General features: G+C 44.9%; 33 protein-coding genes and 1 pseudogene. 29 read left to right on the forward strand and 5 right to left on the reverse strand.

Translation table 11 applies throughout. The features are described 5' to 3' along the window. Positions 1 to 86 precede the first annotated feature (86 nt). The 12 genes and pseudogenes from ACH59B_RS07095 (at position 87) to ACH59B_RS07150 (ending at position 9119) form a co-directional block, all read left to right on the forward strand. A complete protein-coding gene (locus tag ACH59B_RS07095; RefSeq protein WP_123796943.1) occupies positions 87 to 902 on the forward strand; it encodes a class I SAM-dependent methyltransferase in 816 nt (271 codons plus the stop codon). Beyond that, on the forward strand, positions 889 to 1974 hold the full coding sequence (locus ACH59B_RS07100) for a saccharopine dehydrogenase family protein (RefSeq protein WP_123796944.1): 1086 nt from the start codon (positions 889 to 891) through the stop codon (positions 1972 to 1974). The genes ACH59B_RS07095 and ACH59B_RS07100 overlap by 14 nt, the downstream gene beginning before the upstream one ends. A 146-nt stretch (positions 1975 to 2120) precedes the next feature. Further along, positions 2121 to 2516 carry a hypothetical protein gene (locus tag ACH59B_RS07105; RefSeq protein ID WP_045243994.1) on the forward strand — a complete coding sequence of 132 codons (396 nt, stop codon included), beginning with the start codon at positions 2121 to 2123 and terminating at the stop codon, positions 2514 to 2516. A gap of 58 nt (positions 2517 to 2574) precedes the next feature. Next, positions 2575 to 3132, forward strand: coding sequence for a hypothetical protein (locus ACH59B_RS07110; RefSeq protein WP_045243993.1), 558 nt, complete (start codon positions 2575 to 2577; stop codon positions 3130 to 3132). Between the two features lie 55 nt (positions 3133 to 3187). Beyond that, the gene (locus tag ACH59B_RS07115; protein ID WP_016820608.1) at positions 3188 to 3358 is read left to right on the forward strand and encodes a hypothetical protein; all 171 of its coding nucleotides are present in this window, start codon (positions 3188 to 3190) and stop codon (positions 3356 to 3358) included. A 34-nt stretch (positions 3359 to 3392) separates the two neighbouring features. Further along, complete coding sequence (locus ACH59B_RS07120; RefSeq protein ID WP_123796945.1) at positions 3393 to 4106, forward strand: HAD family hydrolase; 714 nt, start codon at positions 3393 to 3395, stop codon at positions 4104 to 4106. Further along, on the forward strand, positions 4103 to 4690 hold the full coding sequence (locus tag ACH59B_RS07125) for a GNAT family N-acetyltransferase (protein WP_019686624.1): 588 nt from the start codon (positions 4103 to 4105) through the stop codon (positions 4688 to 4690). Before ACH59B_RS07120 ends, ACH59B_RS07125 begins: the two co-directional genes overlap by 4 nt. A 191-nt stretch (positions 4691 to 4881) precedes the next feature. Beyond that, a pseudogene (locus ACH59B_RS07130) lies at positions 4882 to 5363 on the forward strand (DUF2809 domain-containing protein). A 60-nt stretch (positions 5364 to 5423) separates the two neighbouring features. Next, complete coding sequence (locus ACH59B_RS07135) at positions 5424 to 6635, forward strand: rhamnogalacturonan acetylesterase (RefSeq protein ID WP_123796981.1); 1212 nt, start codon at positions 5424 to 5426, stop codon at positions 6633 to 6635. A 111-nt stretch (positions 6636 to 6746) separates the two neighbouring features. Next, a complete protein-coding gene (locus ACH59B_RS07140) occupies positions 6747 to 7691 on the forward strand; it encodes a class I SAM-dependent methyltransferase (protein WP_123796947.1) in 945 nt (314 codons plus the stop codon). Between the two features lie 279 nt (positions 7692 to 7970). Further along, positions 7971 to 8528: a hypothetical protein gene (locus tag ACH59B_RS07145; protein ID WP_016820601.1), complete on the forward strand. Its 558-nt coding sequence runs from the start codon at positions 7971 to 7973 to the stop codon at positions 8526 to 8528. A 30-nt stretch (positions 8529 to 8558) separates the two neighbouring features. Next, positions 8559 to 9119: a GNAT family N-acetyltransferase gene (locus ACH59B_RS07150; RefSeq protein WP_025364380.1), complete on the forward strand. Its 561-nt coding sequence runs from the start codon at positions 8559 to 8561 to the stop codon at positions 9117 to 9119. A gap of 2 nt (positions 9120 to 9121) precedes the next feature. Here ACH59B_RS07150 and ACH59B_RS07155 read toward each other — a convergent pair whose 3' ends face one another. Further along, a complete protein-coding gene (locus ACH59B_RS07155) occupies positions 9122 to 9463 on the reverse strand; it encodes a GIY-YIG nuclease family protein (RefSeq protein WP_016820599.1) in 342 nt (113 codons plus the stop codon). A 155-nt stretch (positions 9464 to 9618) separates the two neighbouring features. Then, a complete protein-coding gene (locus ACH59B_RS07160) occupies positions 9619 to 10377 on the reverse strand; it encodes a DUF2087 domain-containing protein (protein ID WP_045243988.1) in 759 nt (252 codons plus the stop codon). 202 nt (positions 10378 to 10579) lie between these two features. Here ACH59B_RS07160 and ACH59B_RS07165 point away from each other — a divergent pair, with 202 nt between their 5' ends. Continuing rightward, positions 10580 to 10948 carry a HEAT repeat domain-containing protein gene (locus ACH59B_RS07165; RefSeq protein ID WP_230681846.1) on the forward strand — a complete coding sequence of 123 codons (369 nt, stop codon included), beginning with the start codon at positions 10580 to 10582 and terminating at the stop codon, positions 10946 to 10948. A 227-nt stretch (positions 10949 to 11175) separates the two neighbouring features. Further along, the gene (locus ACH59B_RS07170) at positions 11176 to 11976 is read left to right on the forward strand and encodes a barstar family protein (protein ID WP_045243987.1); all 801 of its coding nucleotides are present in this window, start codon (positions 11176 to 11178) and stop codon (positions 11974 to 11976) included. 525 nt (positions 11977 to 12501) lie between these two features. Here the strand turns inward: ACH59B_RS07170 and ACH59B_RS07175 are convergent. Further along, a complete protein-coding gene (locus ACH59B_RS07175) occupies positions 12502 to 12714 on the reverse strand; it encodes a helix-turn-helix transcriptional regulator (RefSeq protein WP_045243986.1) in 213 nt (70 codons plus the stop codon). A 284-nt stretch (positions 12715 to 12998) separates the two neighbouring features. On the opposite strand from ACH59B_RS07175, the gene ACH59B_RS07180 reads away from it, so the two are divergent. Continuing rightward, complete coding sequence (locus tag ACH59B_RS07180; RefSeq protein ID WP_019686635.1) at positions 12999 to 13364, forward strand: hypothetical protein; 366 nt, start codon at positions 12999 to 13001, stop codon at positions 13362 to 13364. Between the two features lie 85 nt (positions 13365 to 13449). Here ACH59B_RS07180 and ACH59B_RS07185 read toward each other — a convergent pair whose 3' ends face one another. Further along, on the reverse strand, positions 13450 to 13758 hold the full coding sequence (locus tag ACH59B_RS07185) for a hypothetical protein (RefSeq protein ID WP_031463148.1): 309 nt from the start codon (positions 13756 to 13758) through the stop codon (positions 13450 to 13452). Positions 13759 to 14076: 318 nt separating this feature from the next. Here ACH59B_RS07185 and ACH59B_RS07190 point away from each other — a divergent pair, with 318 nt between their 5' ends. The 14 genes from ACH59B_RS07190 to ACH59B_RS07255 all read left to right on the forward strand — a co-directional run bounded on the left by ACH59B_RS07190 (position 14077) and on the right by ACH59B_RS07255 (position 23991). Further along, positions 14077 to 15114, forward strand: coding sequence for a tyrosine-type recombinase/integrase (locus ACH59B_RS07190; RefSeq protein ID WP_404303527.1), 1038 nt, complete (start codon positions 14077 to 14079; stop codon positions 15112 to 15114). Between the two features lie 935 nt (positions 15115 to 16049). Next, positions 16050 to 16439 carry a hypothetical protein gene (locus ACH59B_RS07195; protein WP_404303528.1) on the forward strand — a complete coding sequence of 130 codons (390 nt, stop codon included), beginning with the start codon at positions 16050 to 16052 and terminating at the stop codon, positions 16437 to 16439. Further along, entirely contained in the window at positions 16436 to 16864 is a 429-nt protein-coding gene (locus ACH59B_RS07200) for a helix-turn-helix domain-containing protein (RefSeq protein ID WP_404303529.1), read from the forward strand. The genes ACH59B_RS07195 and ACH59B_RS07200 overlap by 4 nt, the downstream gene beginning before the upstream one ends. Continuing rightward, positions 16861 to 17019, forward strand: a complete 159-nt coding sequence (locus tag ACH59B_RS07205) for a hypothetical protein (protein ID WP_404304025.1) — start codon at positions 16861 to 16863, stop codon at positions 17017 to 17019. The genes ACH59B_RS07200 and ACH59B_RS07205 overlap by 4 nt, the downstream gene beginning before the upstream one ends. Beyond that, positions 16958 to 17344: a GIY-YIG nuclease family protein gene (locus tag ACH59B_RS07210; RefSeq protein WP_404303935.1), complete on the forward strand. Its 387-nt coding sequence runs from the start codon at positions 16958 to 16960 to the stop codon at positions 17342 to 17344. Before ACH59B_RS07205 ends, ACH59B_RS07210 begins: the two co-directional genes overlap by 62 nt. Before the next feature lie 273 nt (positions 17345 to 17617). Beyond that, positions 17618 to 17962 (forward strand): hypothetical protein, encoded by a 345-nt coding sequence (locus ACH59B_RS07215; RefSeq protein WP_404303530.1) that lies wholly within the window; start codon positions 17618 to 17620, stop codon positions 17960 to 17962. A gap of 68 nt (positions 17963 to 18030) precedes the next feature. Next, positions 18031 to 18204: a hypothetical protein gene (locus tag ACH59B_RS07220; protein WP_404303531.1), complete on the forward strand. Its 174-nt coding sequence runs from the start codon at positions 18031 to 18033 to the stop codon at positions 18202 to 18204. A gap of 212 nt (positions 18205 to 18416) precedes the next feature. After that, the gene (locus ACH59B_RS07225) at positions 18417 to 18743 is read left to right on the forward strand and encodes a DUF1642 domain-containing protein (RefSeq protein ID WP_216974390.1); all 327 of its coding nucleotides are present in this window, start codon (positions 18417 to 18419) and stop codon (positions 18741 to 18743) included. 142 nt (positions 18744 to 18885) lie between these two features. Beyond that, the gene (locus ACH59B_RS07230; RefSeq protein WP_404303532.1) at positions 18886 to 19128 is read left to right on the forward strand and encodes a hypothetical protein; all 243 of its coding nucleotides are present in this window, start codon (positions 18886 to 18888) and stop codon (positions 19126 to 19128) included. 363 nt (positions 19129 to 19491) lie between these two features. After that, a complete protein-coding gene (locus ACH59B_RS07235) occupies positions 19492 to 19887 on the forward strand; it encodes a hypothetical protein (protein ID WP_404303533.1) in 396 nt (131 codons plus the stop codon). 58 nt (positions 19888 to 19945) lie between these two features. Beyond that, a complete protein-coding gene (locus ACH59B_RS07240) occupies positions 19946 to 20728 on the forward strand; it encodes a DNA replication protein (RefSeq protein ID WP_404303534.1) in 783 nt (260 codons plus the stop codon). 219 nt (positions 20729 to 20947) lie between these two features. Then, positions 20948 to 22333: an AAA family ATPase gene (locus ACH59B_RS07245; RefSeq protein ID WP_404303535.1), complete on the forward strand. Its 1386-nt coding sequence runs from the start codon at positions 20948 to 20950 to the stop codon at positions 22331 to 22333. A gap of 100 nt (positions 22334 to 22433) precedes the next feature. Continuing rightward, positions 22434 to 23012, forward strand: a complete 579-nt coding sequence (locus ACH59B_RS07250; protein ID WP_193190810.1) for a hypothetical protein — start codon at positions 22434 to 22436, stop codon at positions 23010 to 23012. Then, positions 23005 to 23991 carry a toprim domain-containing protein gene (locus ACH59B_RS07255; protein WP_404303536.1) on the forward strand — a complete coding sequence of 329 codons (987 nt, stop codon included), beginning with the start codon at positions 23005 to 23007 and terminating at the stop codon, positions 23989 to 23991. Before ACH59B_RS07250 ends, ACH59B_RS07255 begins: the two co-directional genes overlap by 8 nt. Positions 23992 to 24044: 53 nt before the next feature. Here ACH59B_RS07255 and ACH59B_RS07260 read toward each other — a convergent pair whose 3' ends face one another. Then, positions 24045 to 24299 carry a helix-turn-helix transcriptional regulator gene (locus ACH59B_RS07260; protein WP_134904562.1) on the reverse strand — a complete coding sequence of 85 codons (255 nt, stop codon included), beginning with the start codon at positions 24297 to 24299 and terminating at the stop codon, positions 24045 to 24047. Positions 24300 to 24326: the final 27 nt, after the last annotated feature.

The raw sequence follows: 24326 nt of genomic DNA on the forward strand, positions 1-24326 counted from the left end.
TTATAATTGAGAATGATTCTTAATTAAATCTACAATAAACGAATGGTCGCTGAAGATCAAGGCTAAATGTTTGGAGGAGAGCATATATGAAACAACCTCATATTGGAAATACCGACTCAAATCAACCGATGAGCTGGAATCATCCGAATGTGCATAAATACGCGGATACGATTGCTTTAAAAATACCAGGATATGCCCATCTGTATGAGATGACAGATTGTTTGATAACTGCACAGGTTGCAGCACAGGCTCATACCCGAAAGATCGACCCGAATGTGCTCATTGTCGGAGCTGGGGGCGGTCAGGAATTGATTACGCTCGGAGGGCGGCATCAGACATGGTCTTTTACGGCAGTTGATCCCTCTGCGCACATGCTGGATTTGGCGCGTCAGCGTGTGTCCCAAGCGGGTATCAGTTCAAAAATATCATTTGTTGCAGGTACGTTGGAAGAGTTGTCTGAAGAACAGCCTGAAGAACAGCTCGAAAAGCATGGCGAAGAGTCATGTAGAGAAGCAGTCTATGATGCTGCTACCTGCCTGCTGGTGCTTCATTTTCTTCAGAGCTTGGAGAGTAAACAGGCATTGTTGCACCAGATATCCGCTCGACTCAAGCCAGGTGCACCTTTTTGCCTAGCATCTATTAATGGGAATCCGCAGGAGCCTTCTTTTTCCCTTCAAATGCAGGCGTGGAAAGCTCATATGCTGAGTCAGGGCATTTCACTGGAGGATTGGGAGCGATTCGCTGCTTCCATCGGCCGTGAGTCAAACCCGGTGTCCAATGCAGCAATTCAGGAACTGTTGATAGATGCAGGCTTTACCCACATCACCCGGTATTATGGTGCTTTTTTAGTGAATGCATGGTTTGCGGTTAAAGAGGGAGAGACGGCTTATGACAAAGGATAACATCATCATTATTGGCGGGTATGGCCATGTTGGAAAAATTGTATGTACAGAGTTAAGTGAAATGTTCCCCGGCAAGGTATTTGCCGCAGGCCGCAGTCTGGAACGTGCCACTGCATTCAGCCAACAATCGAATGGCAAGATACGACCCTTGCAGCTTAATATTCATGAACCGCTGGACCCGTCGATATTAAAGCAAGCCAAAATGGTTATTATGTGTCTGGATCAGGACAATACAGCCTTGGTACGCACCTGTCTTCAGCATGGGGTGCATTACATGGATATTACTGCGAATGCGGCCTTTTTGAGTCAGGTGGAGCAGTGTCATCAGGAGGCCCGAGCTTATCAGGCCACTGCGCTGCTAAGTGTAGGGTTAGCTCCAGGGCTAACTAATCTATTGGCATTGCAAGCGACACAGCTCATGGATCAAACGGATGAACTGAACATATCATTGATGCTGGGCTTGGGTGATCGACACGGTCAGGCTGCGATTGAGTGGACTGTAGATCAGATTCATACCGACTTGGAGGTGATAGAACAGGGACGCCCAGTGACTCGAAGAAGCTTTACCGACGGCATAGTGGCAGACTTTGGTGCAGGAGTGGGTCGTCATCGGGCGTATCGGTTTCCTTTTTCGGATCAACAGACACTTCCACGTACACTTGATGTTCCTACGGTCAGCACACGCCTGTGCTTCGATTCGCGCTTGACCACCCGGCTTCTGGCAGGGCTTCGGACAATAGGAATATCAGGTCTGCTCCGACTGCCAACGGTTCGTGAGGCAGTAGTTCGCAGCTTTGGCAAGGTGCATTTTGGAGGAAATGCTGTAGCGGTCAAGGTAGACGCCCAAGGAACTCTCAATGGTAAGGAGACGAGGGTCGAATGCAGGCTAAGGGGACATCATCAGTCTGATTTAACTGCTAAAGCTGCCGTCTTTGCAGCGCTTGCTCTGTATCGCTCAGAACTTCCATATGGTGTTTTTCACATGGAGCAGGTTTTTTCGTGGGATCGCATGCGGGCTTGGCTGGGACAGCAGGTAGACGTAGATATTCAGGTGAACGGACAGCAAGTATAAAAGTCATATATTCTGAAAAAAAGACTCTCATATCATCCAAGCTTATTCGGCAATGCCTTGCGGATAGGTCTTGGATTTCTTTTCCTATTGGATTACACTAGAAGGAAGTACATATTTCTGGGAAAGACCAGAGGGGATGATATGAAATGTGGAATCCCTATGAACATAGTAGGCAGCATCCGCACGATTTTATAGTAAAATATCGATTTTACACACCGGAAGAAGGAGGCAGGAAACAACTGCCTATTCAGGGTTATCGCTGCGATTTTTCCTATGAGGGCGACGATATTACAACAACGGGAATTTATGCAATACATCCTGAGTTTGAAGATGAAGAGGGTCAATTGATCATGGATACCAGGCACCCGGTTCACCGGGAAGGTCAGGCAAGAATGTGGATTTTGTTTGGAGAAATGAGGGAAAAGGTACACCGACACCGGATACATGTAGGAACCAGGGGATATTTTATGGAAGGCCCACGCCGAGTCGGTGAAGTTGAAGTTACAAGTCTGGTAGGCCTCTTGACCAATCCGCTAGACTAACTGCTAGAAATCAATCAGAAGGTGCAGTCAGACAGCGAATGGAGGTGTTCAAGCCAAGATGGATATCGCTTATATTATCGATTTATTACGTAAAGACGATGTAACCTTAACCCCAGGCTTATCCACCCAGGAGATTACTGAGGTCGAAGACAGGTATGATATTCACTTTCCGCCCGACTTAAGAGAGCTGCTGATGAACGTTCTTCCAGTTGGTAAAAGCTTCATCCCATGGAGAGATACGTCACCACAGCGGATGGGTGTCATTCAGCAAAGGCTGAATTGGCCGCTTGAAGGTATGATTTTTGATGTAGAACAGAATATGTTCTGGCATTCTGAATGGGGGAATAGACCAACAGATTTGGAGGAAGCCGTTGATACATGTAAACGTGAGTTTTTGCGTGTGCCCAAGCTGATCCCCGTCTATGGTCACCGATATATCCCAGAGCAGCCATGTGAAGAAGGAAATCCGGTATTTTCAGTGTATCAAACGGATATTATCGTGTATGGAGAAAGTTTGCAGGAGTATTTCAAGCTGGAATTTGGGGAGAAGACTTACGAACAGATTAATTTTGAGGCGGTAAAAACAGTTCGCTTTTGGAGTGATTTATGTAGCTGAATCGCCGAATCGTTAGGAAATTAAATAAGTCGAGATAAAGGAAGGAGAGACTAAGGTGAAATTGGAGCAGGATTTGGAAGAAATCAAAGAAAGGTTGACCCAGATCGAGACCAAACTGGAACAAAAGTCGACTTCCAGCAAAATCTTAAAGTACATGATCATCATTTTCTTGTCTATTTTTTTCTTGCTTATTATGATCGGAGTTATTCAATTTGTTTCGAGCTGATCGGTATAAATTTACGGACAGAAAGGAGCTTGTTATGTCTATAGAAGCCATTATTTTTGATCTGGATAATACACTGATTAACCGCAAACTGGCATTCGCGGCATATACGGAGCGGTTTATAGAACGATTTATTGTGGCAGAAGAACCGGCCAGCCGTGCGGCGGTCGTTGAACGAATACGTCTGGCAGATCAGGACGGCTACCGGGATAAAAGGGAGCTGTATACGGAGCTGCATGCAGACCTGAAACTGAAAAATCCCGATACGACAGTACAGGAGATGCTGGGCTTTTGGTATGGTGAATTTCATAAATTTACGGTACTGATGGACGGAGCGAAGGAAGTGCTGTCTGAACTGCGGTCTCGGGGCTTGAAGCTTGGTATGATTACCAACGGTTCACTCCGTACACAGCAGGCGAAGATTGACCGAGTGATGCTGAGAGATTATGTGGATTCCATTATTGTATCAGGCGGAGTCAACGTCGAGAAGCCTAATCCTCGTATTTTCGAGTTGGCTCTGAATGAGCTGGACATTGCCGAACCTGGTCATGCCTGCTATGTAGGCGATCATCCGACAAATGATATTCGTGGGGCGCAAAGTGCAGGATTGCATACCATTTGGCTGGAAGGCTTTATGACGTGGAATGAAGCAGGCATTGTACCTGATCATCAGATTCAGAGCCTACGTGAAATCACTGGCTGGCTGGATCGTCTCAGTTATCCATCGAATATGGAGGAGGGAGCATCATGAGTATCGAGCAGCAACCGAATCCCATTCTGTTATCATTCCCGGAACAATTCCAGACGGAGCGATTGACTATACGCGCTCCGCAATGGGGCGATGGTGCGGCGGTCAATGAGGCGATACGCGAGAGTGTACATGAGCTGCGGCCTTGGCTTCCTTTTGCGAGAAATCTCCCTACGGTAGAGGAATCTGAAATCCGTTCACGCCAAGCCAGACTTAAATTTCTGGATCGGTCTGACATGGTGCTGTATATATTTGATACGGCTTCGGGACAATTTGTAGCCAGTAGCGGTCTGCACCGAATTAATTGGGATGCACGAAGATTCGAAATTGGGTATTGGCTCAGAACCTCATGGACCGGAAAGGGGATTATAACAGAGGCCGTGCACGGTATTACAGATTTTGCCATACAGCATTTACATGCTAACCGGTTAGAGATTCTTTGTGATTCCAGAAATACGCGCAGCGCCAAGGTAGCGGAACGGGCAGGTTTTACATTAGAGGGGATTTTAAGGAATGTCGAGTATGATGAAGAGGGGAATATGGTACACCATATGGTTTTTGCCAAAGTGCGTGGTATTGAATTTTAGCAAGCGATTGTATGATATTGCGGGAGCTTATATGATTCATAATATGACGAAAAATACAGACAAGTTGGTGTGCATACAATATGACAGCAGCTTAAGGTTCAGCAATCTTGCAAGCGCTATCCCAAAAGAAGGATTGACAAAGTTTACAGCAGTATTGCGGAGATTTCCAGTGTCAGGAAAGGTAATTTAGTATGAGAAAACTTCGTAAGAGCAGCAATTGGGAAATTAATCGGGAAATAAAGGGAAAGTTCCACTGGAAGACACGCGCTGCGTATCTGGTTGCCGTGCTGGTCATGATCTTGTTGGGCTTGGGAAGCAGAGCTTTCTCCACCCGGTTACCTGCATTCGTTGCCAATCACTTTGGGGATGCCTTGTGGGCATGCATGATTTATTTTGGGCTGAGAATGTTGTGGGTGAATCGTCAGTTGTCTGTAGCCCTTTGGGGCAGTGTGCTGTTTTGCTTTGCTATTGAGTTCAGTCAAATGTACCAAGCTCCCTGGATTAACCACATCCGGGCGACCACTCTGGGCGGGCTAGTGCTTGGCAAAGGGTTTCTGACTGTGGATCTGATTAGGTACACGGTCGGTATTGTGATATCCTGGGCATTGGACCAAGGCTGCCAAAGGCTGGCGGGGATCAATAGACGTTAGACGATGACAAACCACTCAAATAATCTGAGAAGCGAGGGTTGCGCTTGAAACAAAAGAGAAAGCGTCACAGGTTGTTCGGTAAGATGATTGGGTTATGCGCAGGGTTCAGCTTGTTGTTTGCAACCATACTTATTCCAGGGCAGGCATTAGCGGAAAAGCAGCTTGCGGCGCCTCTTCGTTTTGATTTTGGCCCTGGGGATGTAGCAGACGGCTACACCCAGGTCACTGCCAAGGATGCTTACACGCCTGAGCGTGGCTATGGATTTACCGATCTTTCCAAGGTAAATGAAGAGAACCGTGGGGGAAGTGATGCTATCCGCTCAGATTTTGTTCGTGTTCAAGGCTCATCATTTGTCGTCAATTTACCGCCTGCGGATTACACGCTTTCTCTGATTGCCGGAGATACTGCCGGAAACACGAACATTACGGTTAAAGCCGAATCCATTGTTAAAGTAGAGCCTACCGCCAAAACAGCAGGACAATTTGTCGAGACTGGGTTTGAGCTAGCACTCATCGACGGTCAGCTCGAATTGTATTTTTCGGGAGATGAAGCGAAGATTAACGCCTTGGTTATCACTCCCAAGGAGGCTCGAACAGCTGGAGAGCATCCTTCCGTATACCTTGCAGGAGATTCTACGGTTCAAACTTATAAAGCCTCGATGAAGCCTCAGGCAGGCTGGGGGCAAATGATTGCTCCATTTTTTACAGATGAGACTATTTTTGTGAACCGTTCTATTGGTGGACGTAGCACGAAGACTTTTTTGGTTCAAGGGCGGTTAGATGATATTTTACGGAATATCCGTCCAGGAGATTATCTGTTCATACAGTTTGGGCATAATGATGCCGCGATCAATAATCAGGAGCGTTATGTTTCACCTGCCGATTATAAAGTTTACTTGAAAACGTACATCCAAGGAGCCACCCAACGCGGTGCGATCCCTGTGCTAATTACTCCTGTAGGCCGCCGCGATTATGATGCAGCAAGTGCTTCGTTTCGGATTAGTTTCCCGGAATATGTGCAGGCGATGAAGGAAACAGCATCAGAGACGGGGGTAGCACTGATCAATCTTAGTCAATTGAGTGTAGCCTACTATGATACACTAGGCCTGGAAGGAACACTTCCACTGTTTTTACATTTGGAGCCAGGTGTGTTTCCTGCATTTCCTGATGGCGTGAAGGATGATACACATTTTCAGGAGTATGGTGCGGAGCAAATAGCCCGCTTGGTAGCCCAAGGGGTTCGTGACTTGAATATTCCTTTATCCTCAAATGTAAAGACGGAGAATCTGCAATAGCACCGAATTTCCATAATGATATACTCAGAAAATAAGCTGGCCCTACCCAAACCCAGCATGACTTAGGCTTGGGTGGGGCTTTAATGTTCTGGACTTTAAGGAGGAAGTAGTATGACAGTAGCTCAACTTCATAATCTTATCAACGGTCAACTCCTGCATAATCAGCATCGGAGTTTATTTTATATGCGCGAGGGCTCTGTTCTGTTAGGACCATCAACGGAAATGACGTACTGGCTGACGCAGCGAAGCTCGGAACTGATCCTCATGCTTAAAAGCTTGAAGCGCCAGCATACATATCATGTTTTTGTGAAGGATGTAGCGGCCCAAATACTGTCCCAGTTTGTAAATACCAATCAGTATCTACATTTTCACACAGATCATGCGAGGGAGCTTGCGGAGCTGTATGATCGATTCTTCACCCGGATTGAAAAGCTGTTCCAAAAGAAGTCTATAGCAGGGGCAACTCTGGACTTACTGCTCCAGCAGCATTATGGGCATTTGAGAGATTTTTTAATTCGTACCAATGGACGTGAAGTGTTCGCTAAGTATGCAGAGAATGAATATACCTTTTGGATACCTTGTGAGGAATATACACCGGAGTTGCAAGCGAATCTGCTAGGATTGGACATTGCTCGTTTGCAAGAGCCTGTTCTAGATGTTGGCTGCGGATCAGAGGCACGGTTGGTTACTTATTTACGTGCCTATGGAATTGAGGCATACGGAACAGATCGGCTGGCTGAAACAGACGGTTGTATCACCCGAGGAGATTGGTTAGCGACTACTTATGAAGAAAGTACATGGGGAACGATCGTTTCACATATGGCATTCTCCAATCATTTTATACATCATCATCTGAAGACAGACGGTAATATTCATGAGTACGCTCATAAATATATGGAATTGCTTAGAGCCATTCGGCCAGGAGGGAGCTTTATTTACAGTCCATGTCTCCTATTCATGGAAGAGCTTTTGGATGCCCGAATGGGGTATCAAGTAGAGTATATCGAGTCCTCTAAAGGTTACAGAGCTACGAAAATAACGCGTATACATTCATAAGTGCTAGTATCAATCATTTGTCAGATTCACTCTTGGAATGGTAGTATAAGGATAGATATTACTCTATTTGGGATTCTGTTAATGATCGGGATTCCCATGACGTTAATTTGATAGCATAGTTGCCCTGAATAATAAATTATTGTATAGATAACGGAATTTTTCAGGGAAGATTAAACCATATTTTCCTAAAAGCCGATATATGGAAATGAGGCGAGAACACACTGTTATTATGCCCGCCGCAAAATGGAGGTATATAATTGGGTTAGGAGAGTAGAAGAAGTGTCCGATTTGTATACGAAAAAAGAAGTAGAAGATTATGTAACGAACGTGGTTTTCGAACGACCTTTAGGTGTAAGCATTGCAGCTATTTTACTAATTTTTAATGGAGCACTGCTGTTGGTGACACAGCTATTGACGCTCAATGCACTAAATGAGGCTTCTACGTTATTAGGCATGTGCAGAGGCATGTTTCAAGGGTTTATCGCGTTGCTTGGCTTGGCAGGAACGGCTGCCGGTATTGGTATGTTGTTCGGTAAGAAGTGGGCTTGGTGGCTGGCATTATTTTATTTTACATATGAGACCATGCGTTATGCGTGTGCAATTCTGTTTATTCCCGATGTCTCCCCAATGTTAGGCGGTGTGCAGCTAAGCCCTGCTCTATACTACGTTAAATATGGTATGCGTATTATTTGGAATTTATTGTTTACATTGTTTATGTGCCGTAGTACGGTAACCGGCTTTTTTCAAACAAGTAAAATCAACAAGTGGAGAGCATGTATCGCATTATTCTTCATCAATGGATTGATGGTGGGGATCGGCTGGTGGTTGACAAGGTAGGTTCTGTGAATGTGAAGGAGGAGATGAATGATGACAATGGAAACGTTTCCGATTCTGGAAACCGATCGGCTTCGTTTAAGACAGCTTACATTAGGAGACGCGAGGGATGTATTTGCCTATTTTTCCAGAGATGAGGTCACAAAATATTATGATTTGGAAAGTTTTACGGAGGTAGAGCAAGCTGAGAAATTTATTCGTTCCATGCTAACCAGATACGAGAAGCAAGCGGGTTTTCGTTGGGGAATTACGTTAAAAGAAGCTCCTGAGCAGGTGGTGGGTACAATTGGATTTCATAACTGGCAGAAGGAGCACTCTCGTATTGAAATTGGCTATGAGCTGGCGCCGGAATATTGGCAACAAGGGCTGATGACAGAAGCGTTGAGAGCGGTAGTGGATTATGGCTTTCAATTGCCGCAGGTTCACCGTATAGAAGCCTTCATTGATCCAGATAACGAAGGCTCCAGACGGCTGCTGCTCAAAAGTGGCTTTACTAAAGAGGGTCACCTGAGAGATTACTTCTATGAAAAAGGTCAGTTTGTTGACGCTGTTGTTTTTGGCTATCTTCGGACGGAGTTTCCCGTAAAGCAGTAAGTTTATAAATATCCTTTGTCTCCGTAAGGCTGGAGTCGATCAAGCCAGGTCTGCTCCAGCTTTGCCAATGCATCTTTGACATCAAAGAATTCCGAATCTTTTTTCTTCAAAACGTCCAGCACTTCAAATTCAAACGAATCTTCGCCATATTCATTCCATTCCTGTTGTAGTGGTTTGTTCTTAAATCCACCCATTTGCAGCTCAAAACGCCGTCCATTCAGCGACTTTAAATTCGGCGTGGAAGCGACAAAAATTTTCCCATTGCGTGTATTGCGAATACAATAGATTCCTGCCTCTGTCTTCATCTCCATGTATTGCTGAACTAGTTCTTTTCTTCGATCCATTGTCCAATCCTCCTATTTGAGCATTTTGCATAAATCCCAAGAGCGTTTTCAAATCAGCAATGTATAGATCGAAACGCTTTAGTTCGTCTATATATTGTACCTACGAGCGTCGAGAATCGAATTATGCAAAATGCTGATTTTATAAGCGCCTAGCTTCAAGATTCCTTCAACCAATATTCACTGCCATCCGGTTTGCGATCCAATAGACCGTATTCAATCATATATCTTCGCACCGTGACATAATCGTCATATACTTCCTGTAAAATCGCATTGATATCTTTCTCATGATATATTTGTCCCTTCACAAAACGGTCCGCAATTTCACGCAGCACAATCAGCTTGTGCTTTTCTTGCATTTTAAAGGTCTTTAGGCGCCCGTCTGTACCCTTCGGAAAATACTTCGTGAGTACCTTTTGCCTCTCGTCTTCCGTAATGTTGTAGCGTTCATCTACCATCCGTGCTCGTACGGGTACTTCTACCATGGCGGGAGCGTGATGGTCTTTCTCCTTTAACAGTTCCATTAATGTGAGAAATACTTTGGCCTGTCGTTCTTTTTCCTTGAGACCAAAGCGATGATTGCGTATGGTAGATGCGCTGCCGATTCCGGTTTCCTTTTGAATGTCCGTATCACCCATGCCTTGATAAAATAACTGAAGTAACCGATTCTGGTGATCCGTCAGTCCGGTCAGCTTTTTGTCCAGACCGATCAAATAGTCAAAGACCGAACCGTACGTCCGCTCAATATGAAGACGCATATACCGCTCCGCGTCATAAAATACCCCTTGATCCTGATATATGATGCCTTGTTCATATCGTTGTCCGTCCAGCAGGCAAACCACCTGCTCCCCTTGGCGAATATATCCGCGCTTCAGTTCTTCGATACCAGCATTCCAGAATAGTTCGGAATGGTCCATTTTAGCAAACACCTCAATTAAATGATGATTATTTTATAGACAATATAGCATTTTGTTTATTTTAAATCAATGGGTGGATATTTCTTTAGGATCTCGAACATGTTCGCTATATACAAAACAGATATAGGATTGTTATCATATGTAAATTGTTGAAATGCATAAGGTTGGATAGTTTCTATATATTGTAATAAGGCGGGGGACTATGAACAAAATGCGATTAGAAGAAGCCATAGAAAGTGGAGATTTAAAGGAAGCGATAAGGATTATAGAGGATGTGGGTGAAAAGCAGGATCATACATTCACTCCAATATTATTGAGATATTTAGTAACGACGGATAGTATATTGCTGAGAAATGCAATCGCTGTTACGTTAGCCGATCTAGGAGACAATGAAGCGGTGTTGCCTCTTTTCGACTTGTTAAGAAATCCCAAGACGAAGGGGAATAGAGGCACAATTTTATATGCTCTAGGATTCTTTGACGTATCTACTCATGTTATGGCGCTGGTAGATTTACTGGATGATACCTTTGAAGCGACAATCCTATCAATTGATAAGTACCGTGCAAGATAAAATCTCTGAGGCTCAAAAGGAACTATGTAGGCAAATGATAAGAAGAAAGCTGGCCGATCATAAAAACAAACATAAGCGTGATTTTTTGTTGGAGTCTTTAGGGCTTTTTACATGAGGACTTTAAACCTTATCGGCTTCAAAATAATTGATTATTCTACCTAAGAAGCTAAAAATGATACCTTAAATGCTACATTCCTTAAAATTATTGTGAGGAGATATGATACAAAATGAGGCAGAGATTTGCTGTCATGGATGATGAAAGTGGGCTCACAGTTGGTTATTGTCAAGATGTGGTTGGGCTAACGGGTGATATTATGGTCGAAACGTATGAAAAGGTCATTTTTGAACAATTTGTCTTTAATGAGGAATTCATAAGAAACATAGCAAAGACAAAACAATCTGTATCCAACTTGTGCATTGTGATTTTAAATGACGAAGAAAAAGGGATTGGAAGCTATTATTATCACCTACCTGAATCCTTTATAATCCATAAACTAAATTACAATAAAGGAAACTTCAATCTGGAACTAACCGGTATACTTGAAACGAAGCCTTCTCCTGTTGAATTAAGATTATGGGAGTTCTTAAAGTGCTCTCAGTCGCTTGAAAATAATATATGGCAAGGCTTTTCTAACGAAGAACGGTCTGGATGGCTAAATGTGACTAGAATACATTCTGCATCTAATCATTTTGCCAGACCGGATAAACGAGGAGAAGTCTACACCTTAGACGGGGAATACATATTTGATGTTACAACATTTTTTATAGCACTTGGTGAAGCGATTAATGGGCCCGGTGGGTACTATGGATTTAGCCTGGACAGTATATCGGACTGTCTCTGTGGAGGTTTTGGGGCAGTAGGACCGTTCACGATCCATTGGAAAAACGCACATTATTTCTTGGAAAGATTCGAGGAAGAATGGGATCAAGAAGAGAGAAGTTATGGATTTTCACCACAGCAATATTTTATGGATCTTTTAACGATCTTAGTATCAGGTGGTGTCACCGTGAATTTTTCTTCGAATTAAGATGGCAAAGCTAGAAGGGAATTTTGAAATGGAATATAAATTAATGCAACCACCTTTTTGCACATAGATATTGGGGGATGGTATCTAGGGGATGTACAGATTCAAAGTAAAAGTGCTTTGGAGTTAGAAGAGGAACATTCAGAAACCAAAGTCTTATTTTAGTGTAAATAGCCCTGTTAACATTGGTTTAGCTAAGGATATGGATGTGATCATGATCGTAATGAATAAAATGTATCGAGTTTTAGACGGTGATCGTAATCCTGATGCTTTATTGGACATTTATCATACGTGGGAAAAATATATTTAAAATTACCTTATAGAAAGGGATTACGGTGTGAAATCTAATTGAGTGGGAAGATCGGTAAAAAAGTATTTTAAATATTATACAAAGAACAGAGAGCCCTTAACATGTTAACGGCTCTCTTCGTCGTCTTCTGGCAAGTATTCGATCAGTTCACCAGGGAGTACGCCAAGGTTCTAAACCTAATTGAAACAGTTTCTCATAACAAGAGAAGTGCCATTTTACTAATTTGTATCATCCTCTACATACTCGATAACATCTTGAACATGGCAATCTAGAGCTTTACAGATTTTATCCAGCGTATCAAATTTCACACCGTCTGTTTCTTCGTTGTAAAGTTTGGTGATTCCGTTTCTATGTAATCCAGTCATGCGGGAAAGCTCGGCAATATTTATCCGTTTTTCACCCATAATACGGGAAAGATAAATCTTTATCATATTTTCCTCCAGCTTAATGCATTCTATAGTGTTAAAAAGAAACATCAAAGTATTGACAATAAACACTGTTGGATGTATTCTGAAAACAACAAAAGTAACACTGTAATGTGCATTTAGTTTGTTGAAATGTTATTTGTGAACGTCATAGTAATATGCTTATCGTATCAAAAGGTTTTGCAATTAGCAATTAATTATCGTTCAACAGCCTAGTTTGAAAAACTACCTGTAAAAGAAAGCTTATTGGCAAATAAGAAACTTTGAACAAAGGAATGGAGCGAGGATGTATGACAGAATCGGTAATAGAATTGGAGCGGGTATCCATGGTACAGGGGCCGTATGATTACCCTCATATGTATGAGATATTTGAAGGAGTTCTTTATGACTGTCAATATTTCTTTTACCTCGAAAATGGCATACTGTGTTTGCGCCATGTGAAGAAGGTGGAGCAGTCATATCATACGCATCTTTACCTGGATGGAGAGAGCGGAGGCTTGCAACTGGCAGAGGGTGTACAAGGGGAAGTTATGCAAGTTGTCACGGAGATTATCGAACGCTTACGCGCTAAGGATGGACTGACATTTTTATTCGATGAACTGCTGTGGTTATATGGTAGGGGCCCCATTGAATTAAACCTTCTTAAAAAAGGATGAAATGACTCCAGGCAGCAGGCAACTTGCTACAAAAAAATGATCCTAATGTTTTACATTATTGAATTTTCCAAATATGAAAAAAGGCTTATGATTTTAGCGAATGAATCAATTGATGACTAATAAATATAAGTGGGTCGTGAGTTAAGCTAATTAAGTCCTGCACAACAGCACTAACAGGAAAACTAAATCCCCAATCAGCTCCGAATAATATTTTTTGCTGTTGCTCAGATGTAGGTGGCTGAGGTTCTTCCAAGCCATATTGCTCTGCTAGTCTCTCTTTCGTTTTTTGATCTATGACAAGTTCATCCTGTGCAAAGGTATAGCACATAGGAATGCTTAATTGTACTAAAAAAAATAATAGTACTGCGGAAATGATTATTTTTTTGCTCTGCATGATTAGCTCCTGTGATCTCAGATTTTAGGTTATATTTTTTATCAATCAATCTAAATAATTCCTTTACATCATTTTATCACCATATTATAATGATAAATAACAGCAACGATTTACATACACTGGTTTATCGGGGTATAGCGCAGCTAGGTAGCGCGCACCCTTGGGGTCTAACTAACGCGTTAACGTAGTAAAGTATGCGTTATATCAACGTTTGTTGACCGCTGGACGAGACGGAAATGGGCGCAGGTGTGCGCGGCTAATTTTACAAGGGGTCTGCGTCTTCTATCGTATAAATTAACGGTAGGAGGCGTTTTTGTTTTGGATAATCGGACAGGCAAACGGTATAAAAACGAGAGGAAGACGAGGGGGTCAGCGAAGTCCCTTGACGAGTTGTTTGACATTTTTTGTCACGCAAAAATAGCGGAAGGACGCTCGAAACGGACGTTGGAAATGTATCAAGAAAGTTACAATTATCTCTGCGATTATCTGGATGAGGTTAACGTTGAACGGTCGATGACTGCGATAACGCCAGACTTATTACGGTCATATATCGCGTACTTACTCCATAGCAAGCGTAAGTTTGACAATCATCCGCACAAACACGAGCGGGATAAGACGATAGGGCTTTCGCCTGTCACTGTTAATACTAAGCTCAAGTCGTTAAGGACAATGTTCCGTTTCTTGGAAGATGAAGGTCATATTGACCGCGACCCGACTGCAAAGATAAAGAAGGTCAAGGAACCAGAGAAAAATATAACTATCATGAGCTCAGAAGATTTAAAGAAGATACTTGCACAACCAGACCAACGGACATATGCGGGGTTCAGGGATTACGTTATCATTAATGTATTGATCGACTCCTTCATGCGGATAAACGAAGTTCTCACCTTAAAGAAAACGGAGGTAGATACAGAAGAGGGCGTACTATACCTAAGCGAGTTGATAACTAAGTCTCGACGTGGAAGAACCGTACCAATACAGCAACGGACTGCGAGACTAATTCGTGAGCTGCTGAAGGAATGTGAAGAATTTGACTCGGAGTACGTATTTCTTACGAATTACGGAGGTCCGCTTCGTGACGACCGGTTTCGTGATCGGCTAAAAGGCTACGTAAAGGCAGCGGGACTCAAGATGCGTGTACATCCCCACTTATTCCGGCATACGTCTGCAACTATGTTTCTTGAAAATGGCGGGTCAGAACGATACCTAGCGGGTATTATGGGGCACTCGGACCTGCGCATGGTCGCGAAATACACACACTTATCGGATAAATCGATTAAGGAGAAACACGATCAGTTTACGCCCATGAATAACGTGATCGGTCCGTTACAGAAGGAACGTAAAAGAAAACGTTAGTATACAACGCTCATCTCTTCGGAGGTGGGCGTTATTTTTTTTTTGCGTCGATGTCCCAAATCCGATAATTCGTGTCCTTATATAAAGTGTACGAAGCAAAGCGGAAAGGAGACGGAGACATGGCGAGAAGGAAGCGCGTAGATATCGTAAAGATAATCCTAGACGGTGCGGAGGTTGACGCGAAGGCGTGTACGAAGTGTGGCGAGGTAAAGGCGTTGACCGAGTTTTGGGCTCGAGGCCAAGGTAGAGTCGCAGCCTGTGCGAACTGTGGGCGTGACCGCAGGAAAATCGGTAATAAAAGGCATTGGACGTCAGAGTCATATAGTAAACACGTAAGTGAGGCAACGGCGGGTGAGTATGCTGTGGTGGGTTCATACGTGGTGTCTGGCGTTGCGGTTTCACATCTACACGTAGGATGCAATAAAGAGTTTAACATGAGGCCTGCTTGCTTTTTACGAGGCCAACGCTGCCCTCACTGCTGCGGTAACGCTAAAAAGACGACAGCACAGTTTAAGATCGAGGTTAGAGAAATAGTAGGCGGGGAGTATGAGGTCGAAAGTGATTACCTAAGTAACAGAAGGCACATTACTATGTGTCACATAAAGTGTGGATATAGGTACCATGTAACTCCTACCAACTTCCTTCGCGGCAGTCGTTGTCCACAATGCACGGCAAAGTCGGCAGGAGATCTCCGTCGGAAAACCACAGATAAATTTAAAACCGAGCTCAAAGAGCTAGTGGACGACGAATATGTAGTCGTGGGTGAATACCTCGGCTGTCTTACGCCTATACGGATTAGGCATACTATGTGTGGGAAGGAATACGAAGTAACTCCTATATCTATCCTTCGCGGCAGTCGTTGTGTTCACTGTCAAGAGTCGAGAGGTGAGGTTGCGGTTCGTGAATGCCTGGTTGCGCTTGGGTGTTCGTTTGATATGCAGAAGCGTTTCGAAGGATGTCGCAACAAACTGCCCCTACCTTTTGATTTTACAGTCTATTCTAGGGTAGGTGCTGTCGCCATAGAGTACGACGGAGAGCAGCACACTCGACCGGTTGACTTTGCGGGTAAGGGTATGGCATACGCTCAGAGGTTATTCGCGGAGACGCAGAGAAATGACCGCATCAAAACGGACTATTGTCTCGCTAACGGTATCCCACTCATTCGTATCAACCATACGGAGTTCGATCGTATCGAAGAAATACTCATGCATCGACTCGCAGAATTAGGCGTAACAGGCAAACGCCTAAGCGGAAATATTGCGCAGAACTCTTCGAAAAAATCGTTTAACAACGGTAAATTAATCCCACGGGAGGGCGCAGCATGACCGATACACAACGCCTTGTCAGCGTAGAGACCCAAACGGAATATTCCATCACATCAGGCGCCACCGAAACGCGTATCTTCGTTAAAATGTACGTCGACGCCGCAAAGGCCGGACTCATCGCAAGTATGGGCGCACAAAATTGGACGACACTCTGCGTTATCGCTTCGTTCATGGATGCGGCCGGCAACTGTTACCCTACGCAGGATCAGATCGCGAGGTATCTCGGAGTCAATCGACAGACGGCGAATAAATACGTGAAGAATTTAGTTGCGTATAGATGGCGAGGGAGACCAGTTATTCAGGCGCTTAGGAAACGCGATAAGCACAACGGGCGGTGGGAGAGTACGAGGTATACGGTCCTGCCAATCAGCCAGCTCGCCATTTTCGAAGCTGAGGCAGAACAGATAAAGGAGGAACCAGGTTGATCAACATTACGCTTCCAAACTTTAACTTTGATATACCAGTTGTCGGAGAGGTAGACCCAGCAGGCAATGACAAGAGCAAGACTGACAAATACTATGAAATTCTCGTACCACACTTGCCGTGGAAAAAGGGAGGGGGTATATTTTCTCTACAATGATGAAGGCCCTGTTTACATCGGGAGATCAGTCAATCTAAATCAGCGCGTAACAATACACCTTCTTGGTAACGAAAAATCTACAAGACAGGTAGCGAGTAGAATTAAATCTGTAAAAGGTTTTTTCGTTGAGGACATTTGTGTCAAGAAATATATGAAAGTTACGCAATTAAAATATTTAAGCCACCCTACAATCGGGCCAAGACAGAGCGTATTAGAAGGAATTACGGTGCTGCTGATAAGTCCCAAGTACAAGGTTGCTGACATGGAGATTACTGACTTGGTAATCATGGCACTAACTATAACCACCTTTAACAAAAGCCATTAAGAACTAGATAAACATTACGCGTCGTCATTCGTTCCTCATTCCTAGCGACGTATCAGACCTTATTAATATCTATACGCGTATGAAAATAAGTCGGAGACGACAGTCGACGGCGAGGATGAACGAAGTGAATCGCGAGCTTATATCATTACGCATTTATAAACGGAGGTAATCGCGTATGAAAATAATCCGTAACGTTATCTTTCTTCGGTCTCGTCGCGTGTGTAATCGACGCGTATACGTTTCCTCACAAATCAATCGGAGGTGTTTCGCTAAATGAACGTACAACTAACCGCTAATTACGCACTACGCTCAGACGGCACGCAGTTTATCGTTAGTCAACGTAAGCTCGTCGACCCTACGAAGGCACCCGGCTATAAAGCGGTTGAGGGCGCACCGGTCCCGGAACTCCGCGAACGATGGGATGACGTGGCTTATTATCCGTTAACCTCCGGCGGCCTGACTGCGCTGCTCGATTCGGTTCGGATGCGTACTGTCGCGGCATCAGATGCGTCCAGCCTTATGGAAATCGGCGAAATCCTACGGCAGACTACGCAGGAACTTACCGACGCAGTTAACGCAGGATTATCCCCGCAATTTACCGTCAAATTAAGCGCGTAACGGTTAGGCGAGGGTATTCGCTAGGGTAACGAGTAAAGGCGCTAATTTGACGTAAAGGAGACGGGAAAATGATACGTGTAGGTAAACCGATGGCACCAGGTACGTTCGTAGTTTACGTAGGAACCGAAATCAAGGAGGTTGTTTACGCTAAGTCTCGTGGACAGGCGGGCGAGTGGGCGCAGCGTAAATACGGTTCGCAGGCGTACGTGTTTGAGAACGTTCATGCGCTTGATATTACGTAGGGAGTGCTGGTATGGATCGAAGCAAATTCATCATTTAGGCAGCATTTGTCCCGCATTTTTCCCGCAAATTATCCACCCATTTCCAGCACGCTATTTGCTATGATATTTATAACGAAAGGCTGAACGAAACATGAATAACGGAAAGCTCGAAACGGTCGACGATATCCTCGAATGGTATCGAGACAATAAAAACACGGAAGGGGTCGACATAAATGTCAAACGTCAATAAGCCGGTAATACCTGTAGCTACTGCGGATGCGATTGAGGAGCTTCGTGGGGAGGGCGTGGGTAATCGTGGCATTCTATTGCGTAGCGAGCGGATCGGTAACCCGTACTACACAGCGTTGATCTCAATTTCTTATGATACGTTGATGGCCGCTTTAGTCAACGGTTATGAACGTGAGTTGACGGAGGAGCAACGTAAACACGATATTCTTAGGGAGGCGTACTTCGAGCTACTTGGAACCGAATTTGCGTCGGGAATTAACTACACGTTGACCACCCTCGGTGTAGCTGTTAGCGGGGTGAACGCTGAGTGATTCGAATACACACCGCAGGTAGGGTGCTAACAACGGCATCTATACTATCGATATTCGTCTGTGTAGTTGTAGGGAGCGAAAATAGCGTACTCGTATCGGTAGGCGCATTATTCGTGGGATTTGCCCTCTCGGATGTGTCCGCATGAAGACCGATTTCTACCGTCACTTTACCGTGATAATAGGCGGCGTTGACGCTACGGAGTGCTGTCGTACTCTGCGTACGGAAAACCGCTATTTGCCCACGATTTTAACGGAGCTAGGCGTGTTCCCATCCGTGGGACAGATACGGCGGAATAGGCGGGATTTGATGCGAGAGGTTAACGGGAATGAGCGTATACGGGTAGGGCGAAAAGTGATCGATATTTACGAAAAAATGAAATCGTAAGAAAACGAGAGTATAAGTGAGAATGAGTGACTTAATAGCCTTAATTGGAAATCAAAAATAATCAATTAAGTATTTGCAATAGGCTGAGTTTTGTGTATTTTTGTGTACATTTGTCTATTTAATGTGTTCAAAAATGCTATTCCTGTGTTCATAAAAACCAATTAAAGTTTATCAGACTACTCTCTTAACCAATACTAAAAATCGGCGAATTTACGGTTTTACTAAAACATCTACGTGAAATTATAATGCGTATGTGGGACGGTAGACAGAAACTTTTATTTTTCCTTTTCTTTTACGAAAAAAAGGAAATGTTGCTATAATACTCCTTGCACTTATTTAGACCATAAGAAAGGAGAGGGATACATGTCATTGAGTAAAATTGACCGTACAGCCTGGCGCATATTACCGCACTCACAGTGGAACGTACGAACTGTACACGCAATGTTCGCCGATTTGAACCGCGAGCACTTCGGAGTCGAAACGTACCTACCGATGCGTAACTGGGGTTTCGAGCAGGGCGCAATTAAACGTGCTTTGACAGAGCACGGAGCAGACGTATTACACGAGGCTTTCACGTTAATCTTCCGTGAATATAAGCCTACATCGGACTATCCGATACTTACGGCAGGGTTCGCGATCAGCTACCGTCTAAACACGGTAATTCCCCGTATCCTTGCGGACAGGCAGCTCAAGGAAAAAGCGGAGAAGACCGTAGTTAATGGCGGGATGGCTGCGGAGGAAATTACGAGTTGGCTGTAAAGCACCGATTGACAAAACTATGTATAGATAGATAATAAATTACGTAAGGAGGAACGCAATGTCTAACGCAGACAAATGCATACTCTCGCCTCATTGCTCTCAGGCTGGCGGACCAAGCTGTAATAACCTATGTTCGTCTTGGATCGCAGTTCACGGATTTAACGGAGCGGGTGGGCGGATTGCGGCGGCAGACGTACCGAAAGAGTACGCGGGCGTAACGCTCCAAAACTCTCCGGCAAGAGGGGATCAATCGGAGGCCTATAAGGTTATGGACGCGTACGTTAATACGTTCAAGCGGCAATTCGATATTGCGGAAGAGCGTATAAAATCGCTATACCTCTATTCGGAATCTCCCGGCACCGGAAAAACTACGTCGGCAAGCGCAATACTACACGAGTACATCGTGCGCCATTATATCGGATCACTCCAGCGGGACAGGCAGCCTCTGGAAAGATGCGCATACTTTCTCGATGTTAACGCTTGGCAAACGTTATTCCTCGGGTTCAACCGTAGTCATGTTCCGGCCGAGACTGCCGAACGCCATGCCGCCGAGTATTACGCAATGGAATCGCGCGCCAAAGTGACGCCATTCGTAGTCTTGGACGATATAGGCGTACGGTCGGCAACCGATGCGTTCCGCGCGGATTTGCACAGCATCGTCAATTACCGCACGGCGAACGGATTACCGACGGTGTATACGTCTAACGTCGCGATCGGTGACTTGAATACGGTGTTTGACGCAAGATTAGCGGATCGTGTTCGGGATATGTGCGCAGTGGTTCCGTTTGTAGGCGGGAGTAAACGGGGATTAAGGAGCGGAAATCGGAGTAAAACGGCGTAAAGACGAGCATTAGTGAGCGCTAAGAATATAGACACATAAATGTCACTTTTGTTCGACAAATATAGACATAAATCTGTTCGCATTTTAACTACTTATTTCCTAAATCCGTCCAATAAGTGGTACTCTTTTCCGGTTATGTCGAAAGTACATTATGGTAAAATCGTCCTATTTGGTGTTTGACGCGCTTTGTTATTTAGATGTAAAACAGGAGGTGTAGGTATGAGTGTGTATGAGGAGCAGCTACTGTCAAAGATTGTCGATACAGGCGACGTTAAAGCGTTAACTCGCTTCGGCATTGCCCGCACAGACTTCTCGACAGCGGGAGGGCGTCAAGCGTATGACTTCGTACTCGCATATGCCGACTCAAACGAAGGTAAGGCCCCGTCCTACGCAACGTTAACCGCAGAGTGTCCCGATATAACGTATATACCGGGCGTGACGGATAGCTTCGAGTACCTTACGCGAGGCATAAAAGAAGCGGCTGCAAGGCGTATGATACTCGAAAAAGTTAACGGCTATGTAGACGTAGAGACGGGACGTAAGTACGAGTCGGAGTTTGCGCAGAAATTTGGCGAAGAATCGCCTGATGATTTCGGGAATTACTTGCGCGAATTAGCAGATGGCATTACAATGAGAACAAGCGTTCGTAACCAAATGGCAACGGACGTGAAACTAGACTTCGAGAAGTTCCTAACGGAGTATCAAGCGCGTAAATCCGGTGAGTCTTTTCGCATATGGAAATCCGCGTTTCCTTACATTAATACGCAAATCGGCGGGTATTTTTCGTCAAATCTTTATACTTTTTATGCTCGATCGGGTCGGGGCAAATCCGTTATCGTCATGGTTGAAGCGTTAGAGGCGGCGATTCAAGGCGCAACGGTACTCGTGTGGGCGCTAGAGATGTCAGCGTATGAGTGGCTGGCGAGAGCCTACTCGTACCTTAGCGCTAGGGCTGGCGTGTTCAATGCTAATTTTGATGGGGCTGATTACGCGGCGGGCTTTGACAACAAAGCGCTATTGATGGGCAAACTTCCTGAGGAGTCCGAAGCAAGGCTTGTCAAGTGGCTCCGTGAACTAAACGAATCAGTAGCCGGACGCATCCTCTTACGAGCAACGGACGATGAGGATTTTCGCGATAAGTCCGTACGCCAACTGGAAGCGGATATTCTCGAAACTGGTGCGGGTGTGGTAGTCGTCGATCCGATTTACTATATGGATTACGAGGCTAACACGTCTAAAACCGCGGGCGGCGATGCAGCAGCTACATCCAAGAAGTTACGTCTATTAGCTGGGCGCACCAAGAGCGTAATCCTCGTAATTACGCAAGCCGACGAGAATCCGTCCGAAAAAGGCGACGATGGCGTACGTGAGTTGAAGCCGCCAAAGCGTGCGGAGATCAAGAAGACGAAAGCCGTATTGGAAGACGCTGCAAATACGTTCGGTATCGATACGTTGGCCCACGAAGGGCGAGGCGTGATAGAGCTCGGTAAGGGGCGTAATGGTGGCGAGGATGCGCGCGTCGAAATCGTGTACTTGCCGAATTACGGGATCGTACGCGAGATTCAATCGGTGGAGGATGCGGGGAAATTTGTGTCCGGATTTTGAGTTGGAAAATTTACGTTGACTTTTTATTAAGCCTGGGATAACATGCATTTATAATCTTTCTTATAAGAAAACTTAAAGAAAACTTTAGGAGTGTTATCCCATGAAACTTAAGCTGACAACTCAAGACAAAGTACGGGACCTTGCGGTGAGGGTTTTAGATAAGCATCCCGAAGGTCTTCGGCAGGTCGAACTTTTTAAACTGGTTGGGGATGAGATGGTTTCAAAAGGCATCAACTTCTCGGACAGCATTATTAAAAATTCACTCTGGAATCTTGATAAAACCAGAAGTGAGCATGTGATCAAGAAACAAGTAGCACCTAGAAACGTGTTGTTATTCCCTAAAGATGTTTCGGAATTTGAGGCCGCACTAACTACCTATGAGGACCAAGAGGCGGAAGAAGATATTGAGTATGCAGTAGCTAGGAGTAGACTGTTTCACACTGTCCTGCCATTGGTCTATAAGCTTCAGAAAGAGGTTGAGACATCGTATTTAGTAGAGGAGATTTCAAGACTCCTGGATACTAGCGACCACTTTTCTCGGGAACAGCTTGAGGTTTTGTTTAAGTTGATGTCAACATTTAGTGATCTCCAAGCTCAAACGGTAAAACTGTTAGGCCTAAACAGAAAGTATAGGGACGAGCAAGGTAGAATTATCAGTTGGGACAACGGGGGTGATTAATACGAAGCCATCAGACTACTTTCTCAGTGTTATGGGAGAGCACGAGTGGGTAAACGCACGCTGGACGCCGGATAAATTCATCGCATGTTCACCATTCCGCGATACGGACGATACTCCGTCGTTCTTCGTCGATCTACGTGACGGACCTTATTACGGATGTTGGTTTGACCCAGGCGCGGAAGATCCGGAGTGGCGATCGGGAGGGCCCGCCAAGTTAGTCGCATTTTTACGTAACATAACCGAGGAGGAAGCACGCGAATTATTACACCAAGACGGTCGGGACGCTCCGGCCGATTACATAACGCTGCGACTTCAAGGCCCATCGGTAAATAAACGCCCACAACCGCTCGATAATGGAATACTTGCCGATTATCAGCGGGTTTCATCTACGTATCTATCTGATAGACGTATAACAAACGATATCCAAACGCTTTTTCAAACGGGTTACGACCAACATACACGAACGGTAACGTTTCCTTGGTTCGACGCTGCTGGACGCTTAATGAATTTGAAGCACAGAAAAGTCAGAGATAAGACGTTCTGGTATCGTAAAGGTGGTGCGCCTATTCGATCGCTAGTCTACGGTATCCATATCATAAATCAGCGTAAGATTAAGCGAGTTATACTCGTAGAGAGCGAGACGGACTGTTTGTACGCCTGGAGCTGCGGAGTGCCTGCGATTGCGGTTGGTGGTTCGTCGTTTACGGCGGAAAAGGCGGATATTATACGGAAGAGTCCGATTGAGGAATTGCTACTCGGCGGAGATAACGACCGTGCTGGCCGTGCGTTACGAGCACAAATACGGGAAAGGCTGGCCTCAAGCTGTGCGCTATATGACGTGAGGATACCGCCCGAACATAAGGATATTAACGATATCCAGGACGCGGAAACGGTGCGAGCGATATGTGAGGGGGCGGTACGCGAGAGTTTTTGCGTCGGAGTGCAACTTCCCGTTGGCAAATCGCGTCGAATAATGTAATATTAGGAACCGGTTGGACGTGAATCACGTTCATTAGTAGCACACGGAACGATTTAATCGCTCGTGCGCCCACTCGGTAATTCTTCATACCATTCGTAGAGATCGTAAGGAGACGTTAGTTCTAACGCCGATGCGATCGAACGGGCGTGTGCCAGATCCATTGGGTTAGCGTAACGTTGATTTACGTATGCGCTTATCTGGCTTTTGTTGATTCCCGTGCGACGCGATAACTCAGCCTGGCTCATTGGCTTAGGACCAGTTCGTAATAAGGTACCGAGTAGGCATTTAGTGACCGTATAAGCAGCCATAAATGCCTCCGTTAAAACTTTTTAAAA

Origin of the sequence: Paenibacillus sp. DP01 (assembly GCF_044784315.1) — a bacterium.
In the GTDB taxonomy this organism is placed as follows: domain Bacteria; phylum Bacillota; class Bacilli; order Paenibacillales; family Paenibacillaceae; genus Paenibacillus; species Paenibacillus polymyxa.

What these genes read in the sequence shown, in the direction of transcription:
- ACH59B_RS07160 (WP_045243988.1), bottom strand. Translation starts at nt 10,377, where the DNA reads ATGGACCATTCCGAACTATTCTGGAATGCTGGTATCGAAGAACTGAAG.
- ACH59B_RS07200 (WP_404303529.1), top strand. Translation starts at nt 16,436, where the DNA reads ATGACCGATACACAACGCCTTGTCAGCGTAGAGACCCAAACGGAATAT.
- ACH59B_RS07230 (WP_404303532.1), top strand. Translation starts at nt 18,886, where the DNA reads ATGAAGACCGATTTCTACCGTCACTTTACCGTGATAATAGGCGGCGTT.
- ACH59B_RS07100 (WP_123796944.1), top strand. Translation starts at nt 889, where the DNA reads ATGACAAAGGATAACATCATCATTATTGGCGGGTATGGCCATGTTGGA.
- ACH59B_RS07260 (WP_134904562.1), bottom strand. Translation starts at nt 24,299, where the DNA reads ATGGCTGCTTATACGGTCACTAAATGCCTACTCGGTACCTTATTACGA.
- ACH59B_RS07210 (WP_404303935.1), top strand. Translation starts at nt 16,958, where the DNA reads ATGAAATTCTCGTACCACACTTGCCGTGGAAAAAGGGAGGGGGTATAT.
- ACH59B_RS07155 (WP_016820599.1), bottom strand. Translation starts at nt 9,463, where the DNA reads ATGGATCGAAGAAAAGAACTAGTTCAGCAATACATGGAGATGAAGACA.
- ACH59B_RS07235 (WP_404303533.1), top strand. Translation starts at nt 19,492, where the DNA reads ATGTCATTGAGTAAAATTGACCGTACAGCCTGGCGCATATTACCGCAC.
- ACH59B_RS07125 (WP_019686624.1), top strand. Translation starts at nt 4,103, where the DNA reads ATGAGTATCGAGCAGCAACCGAATCCCATTCTGTTATCATTCCCGGAA.
- ACH59B_RS07220 (WP_404303531.1), top strand. Translation starts at nt 18,031, where the DNA reads ATGATACGTGTAGGTAAACCGATGGCACCAGGTACGTTCGTAGTTTAC.
- ACH59B_RS07180 (WP_019686635.1), top strand. Translation starts at nt 12,999, where the DNA reads ATGACAGAATCGGTAATAGAATTGGAGCGGGTATCCATGGTACAGGGG.
- ACH59B_RS07165 (WP_230681846.1), top strand. Translation starts at nt 10,580, where the DNA reads ATGAACAAAATGCGATTAGAAGAAGCCATAGAAAGTGGAGATTTAAAG.
- ACH59B_RS07150 (WP_025364380.1), top strand. Translation starts at nt 8,559, where the DNA reads ATGACAATGGAAACGTTTCCGATTCTGGAAACCGATCGGCTTCGTTTA.
- ACH59B_RS07110 (WP_045243993.1), top strand. Translation starts at nt 2,575, where the DNA reads ATGGATATCGCTTATATTATCGATTTATTACGTAAAGACGATGTAACC.
- ACH59B_RS07240 (WP_404303534.1), top strand. Translation starts at nt 19,946, where the DNA reads ATGTCTAACGCAGACAAATGCATACTCTCGCCTCATTGCTCTCAGGCT.
- ACH59B_RS07175 (WP_045243986.1), bottom strand. Translation starts at nt 12,714, where the DNA reads ATGATAAAGATTTATCTTTCCCGTATTATGGGTGAAAAACGGATAAAT.
- ACH59B_RS07095 (WP_123796943.1), top strand. Translation starts at nt 87, where the DNA reads ATGAAACAACCTCATATTGGAAATACCGACTCAAATCAACCGATGAGC.
- ACH59B_RS07250 (WP_193190810.1), top strand. Translation starts at nt 22,434, where the DNA reads ATGAAACTTAAGCTGACAACTCAAGACAAAGTACGGGACCTTGCGGTG.
- ACH59B_RS07120 (WP_123796945.1), top strand. Translation starts at nt 3,393, where the DNA reads ATGTCTATAGAAGCCATTATTTTTGATCTGGATAATACACTGATTAAC.
- ACH59B_RS07195 (WP_404303528.1), top strand. Translation starts at nt 16,050, where the DNA reads ATGCAGAAGCGTTTCGAAGGATGTCGCAACAAACTGCCCCTACCTTTT.
- ACH59B_RS07225 (WP_216974390.1), top strand. Translation starts at nt 18,417, where the DNA reads ATGTCAAACGTCAATAAGCCGGTAATACCTGTAGCTACTGCGGATGCG.
- ACH59B_RS07170 (WP_045243987.1), top strand. Translation starts at nt 11,176, where the DNA reads ATGAGGCAGAGATTTGCTGTCATGGATGATGAAAGTGGGCTCACAGTT.
- ACH59B_RS07135 (WP_123796981.1), top strand. Translation starts at nt 5,424, where the DNA reads ATGATTGGGTTATGCGCAGGGTTCAGCTTGTTGTTTGCAACCATACTT.
- ACH59B_RS07185 (WP_031463148.1), bottom strand. Translation starts at nt 13,758, where the DNA reads ATGCAGAGCAAAAAAATAATCATTTCCGCAGTACTATTATTTTTTTTA.
- ACH59B_RS07245 (WP_404303535.1), top strand. Translation starts at nt 20,948, where the DNA reads ATGAGTGTGTATGAGGAGCAGCTACTGTCAAAGATTGTCGATACAGGC.
- ACH59B_RS07140 (WP_123796947.1), top strand. Translation starts at nt 6,747, where the DNA reads ATGACAGTAGCTCAACTTCATAATCTTATCAACGGTCAACTCCTGCAT.
- ACH59B_RS07105 (WP_045243994.1), top strand. Translation starts at nt 2,121, where the DNA reads ATGTGGAATCCCTATGAACATAGTAGGCAGCATCCGCACGATTTTATA.
- ACH59B_RS07215 (WP_404303530.1), top strand. Translation starts at nt 17,618, where the DNA reads ATGAACGTACAACTAACCGCTAATTACGCACTACGCTCAGACGGCACG.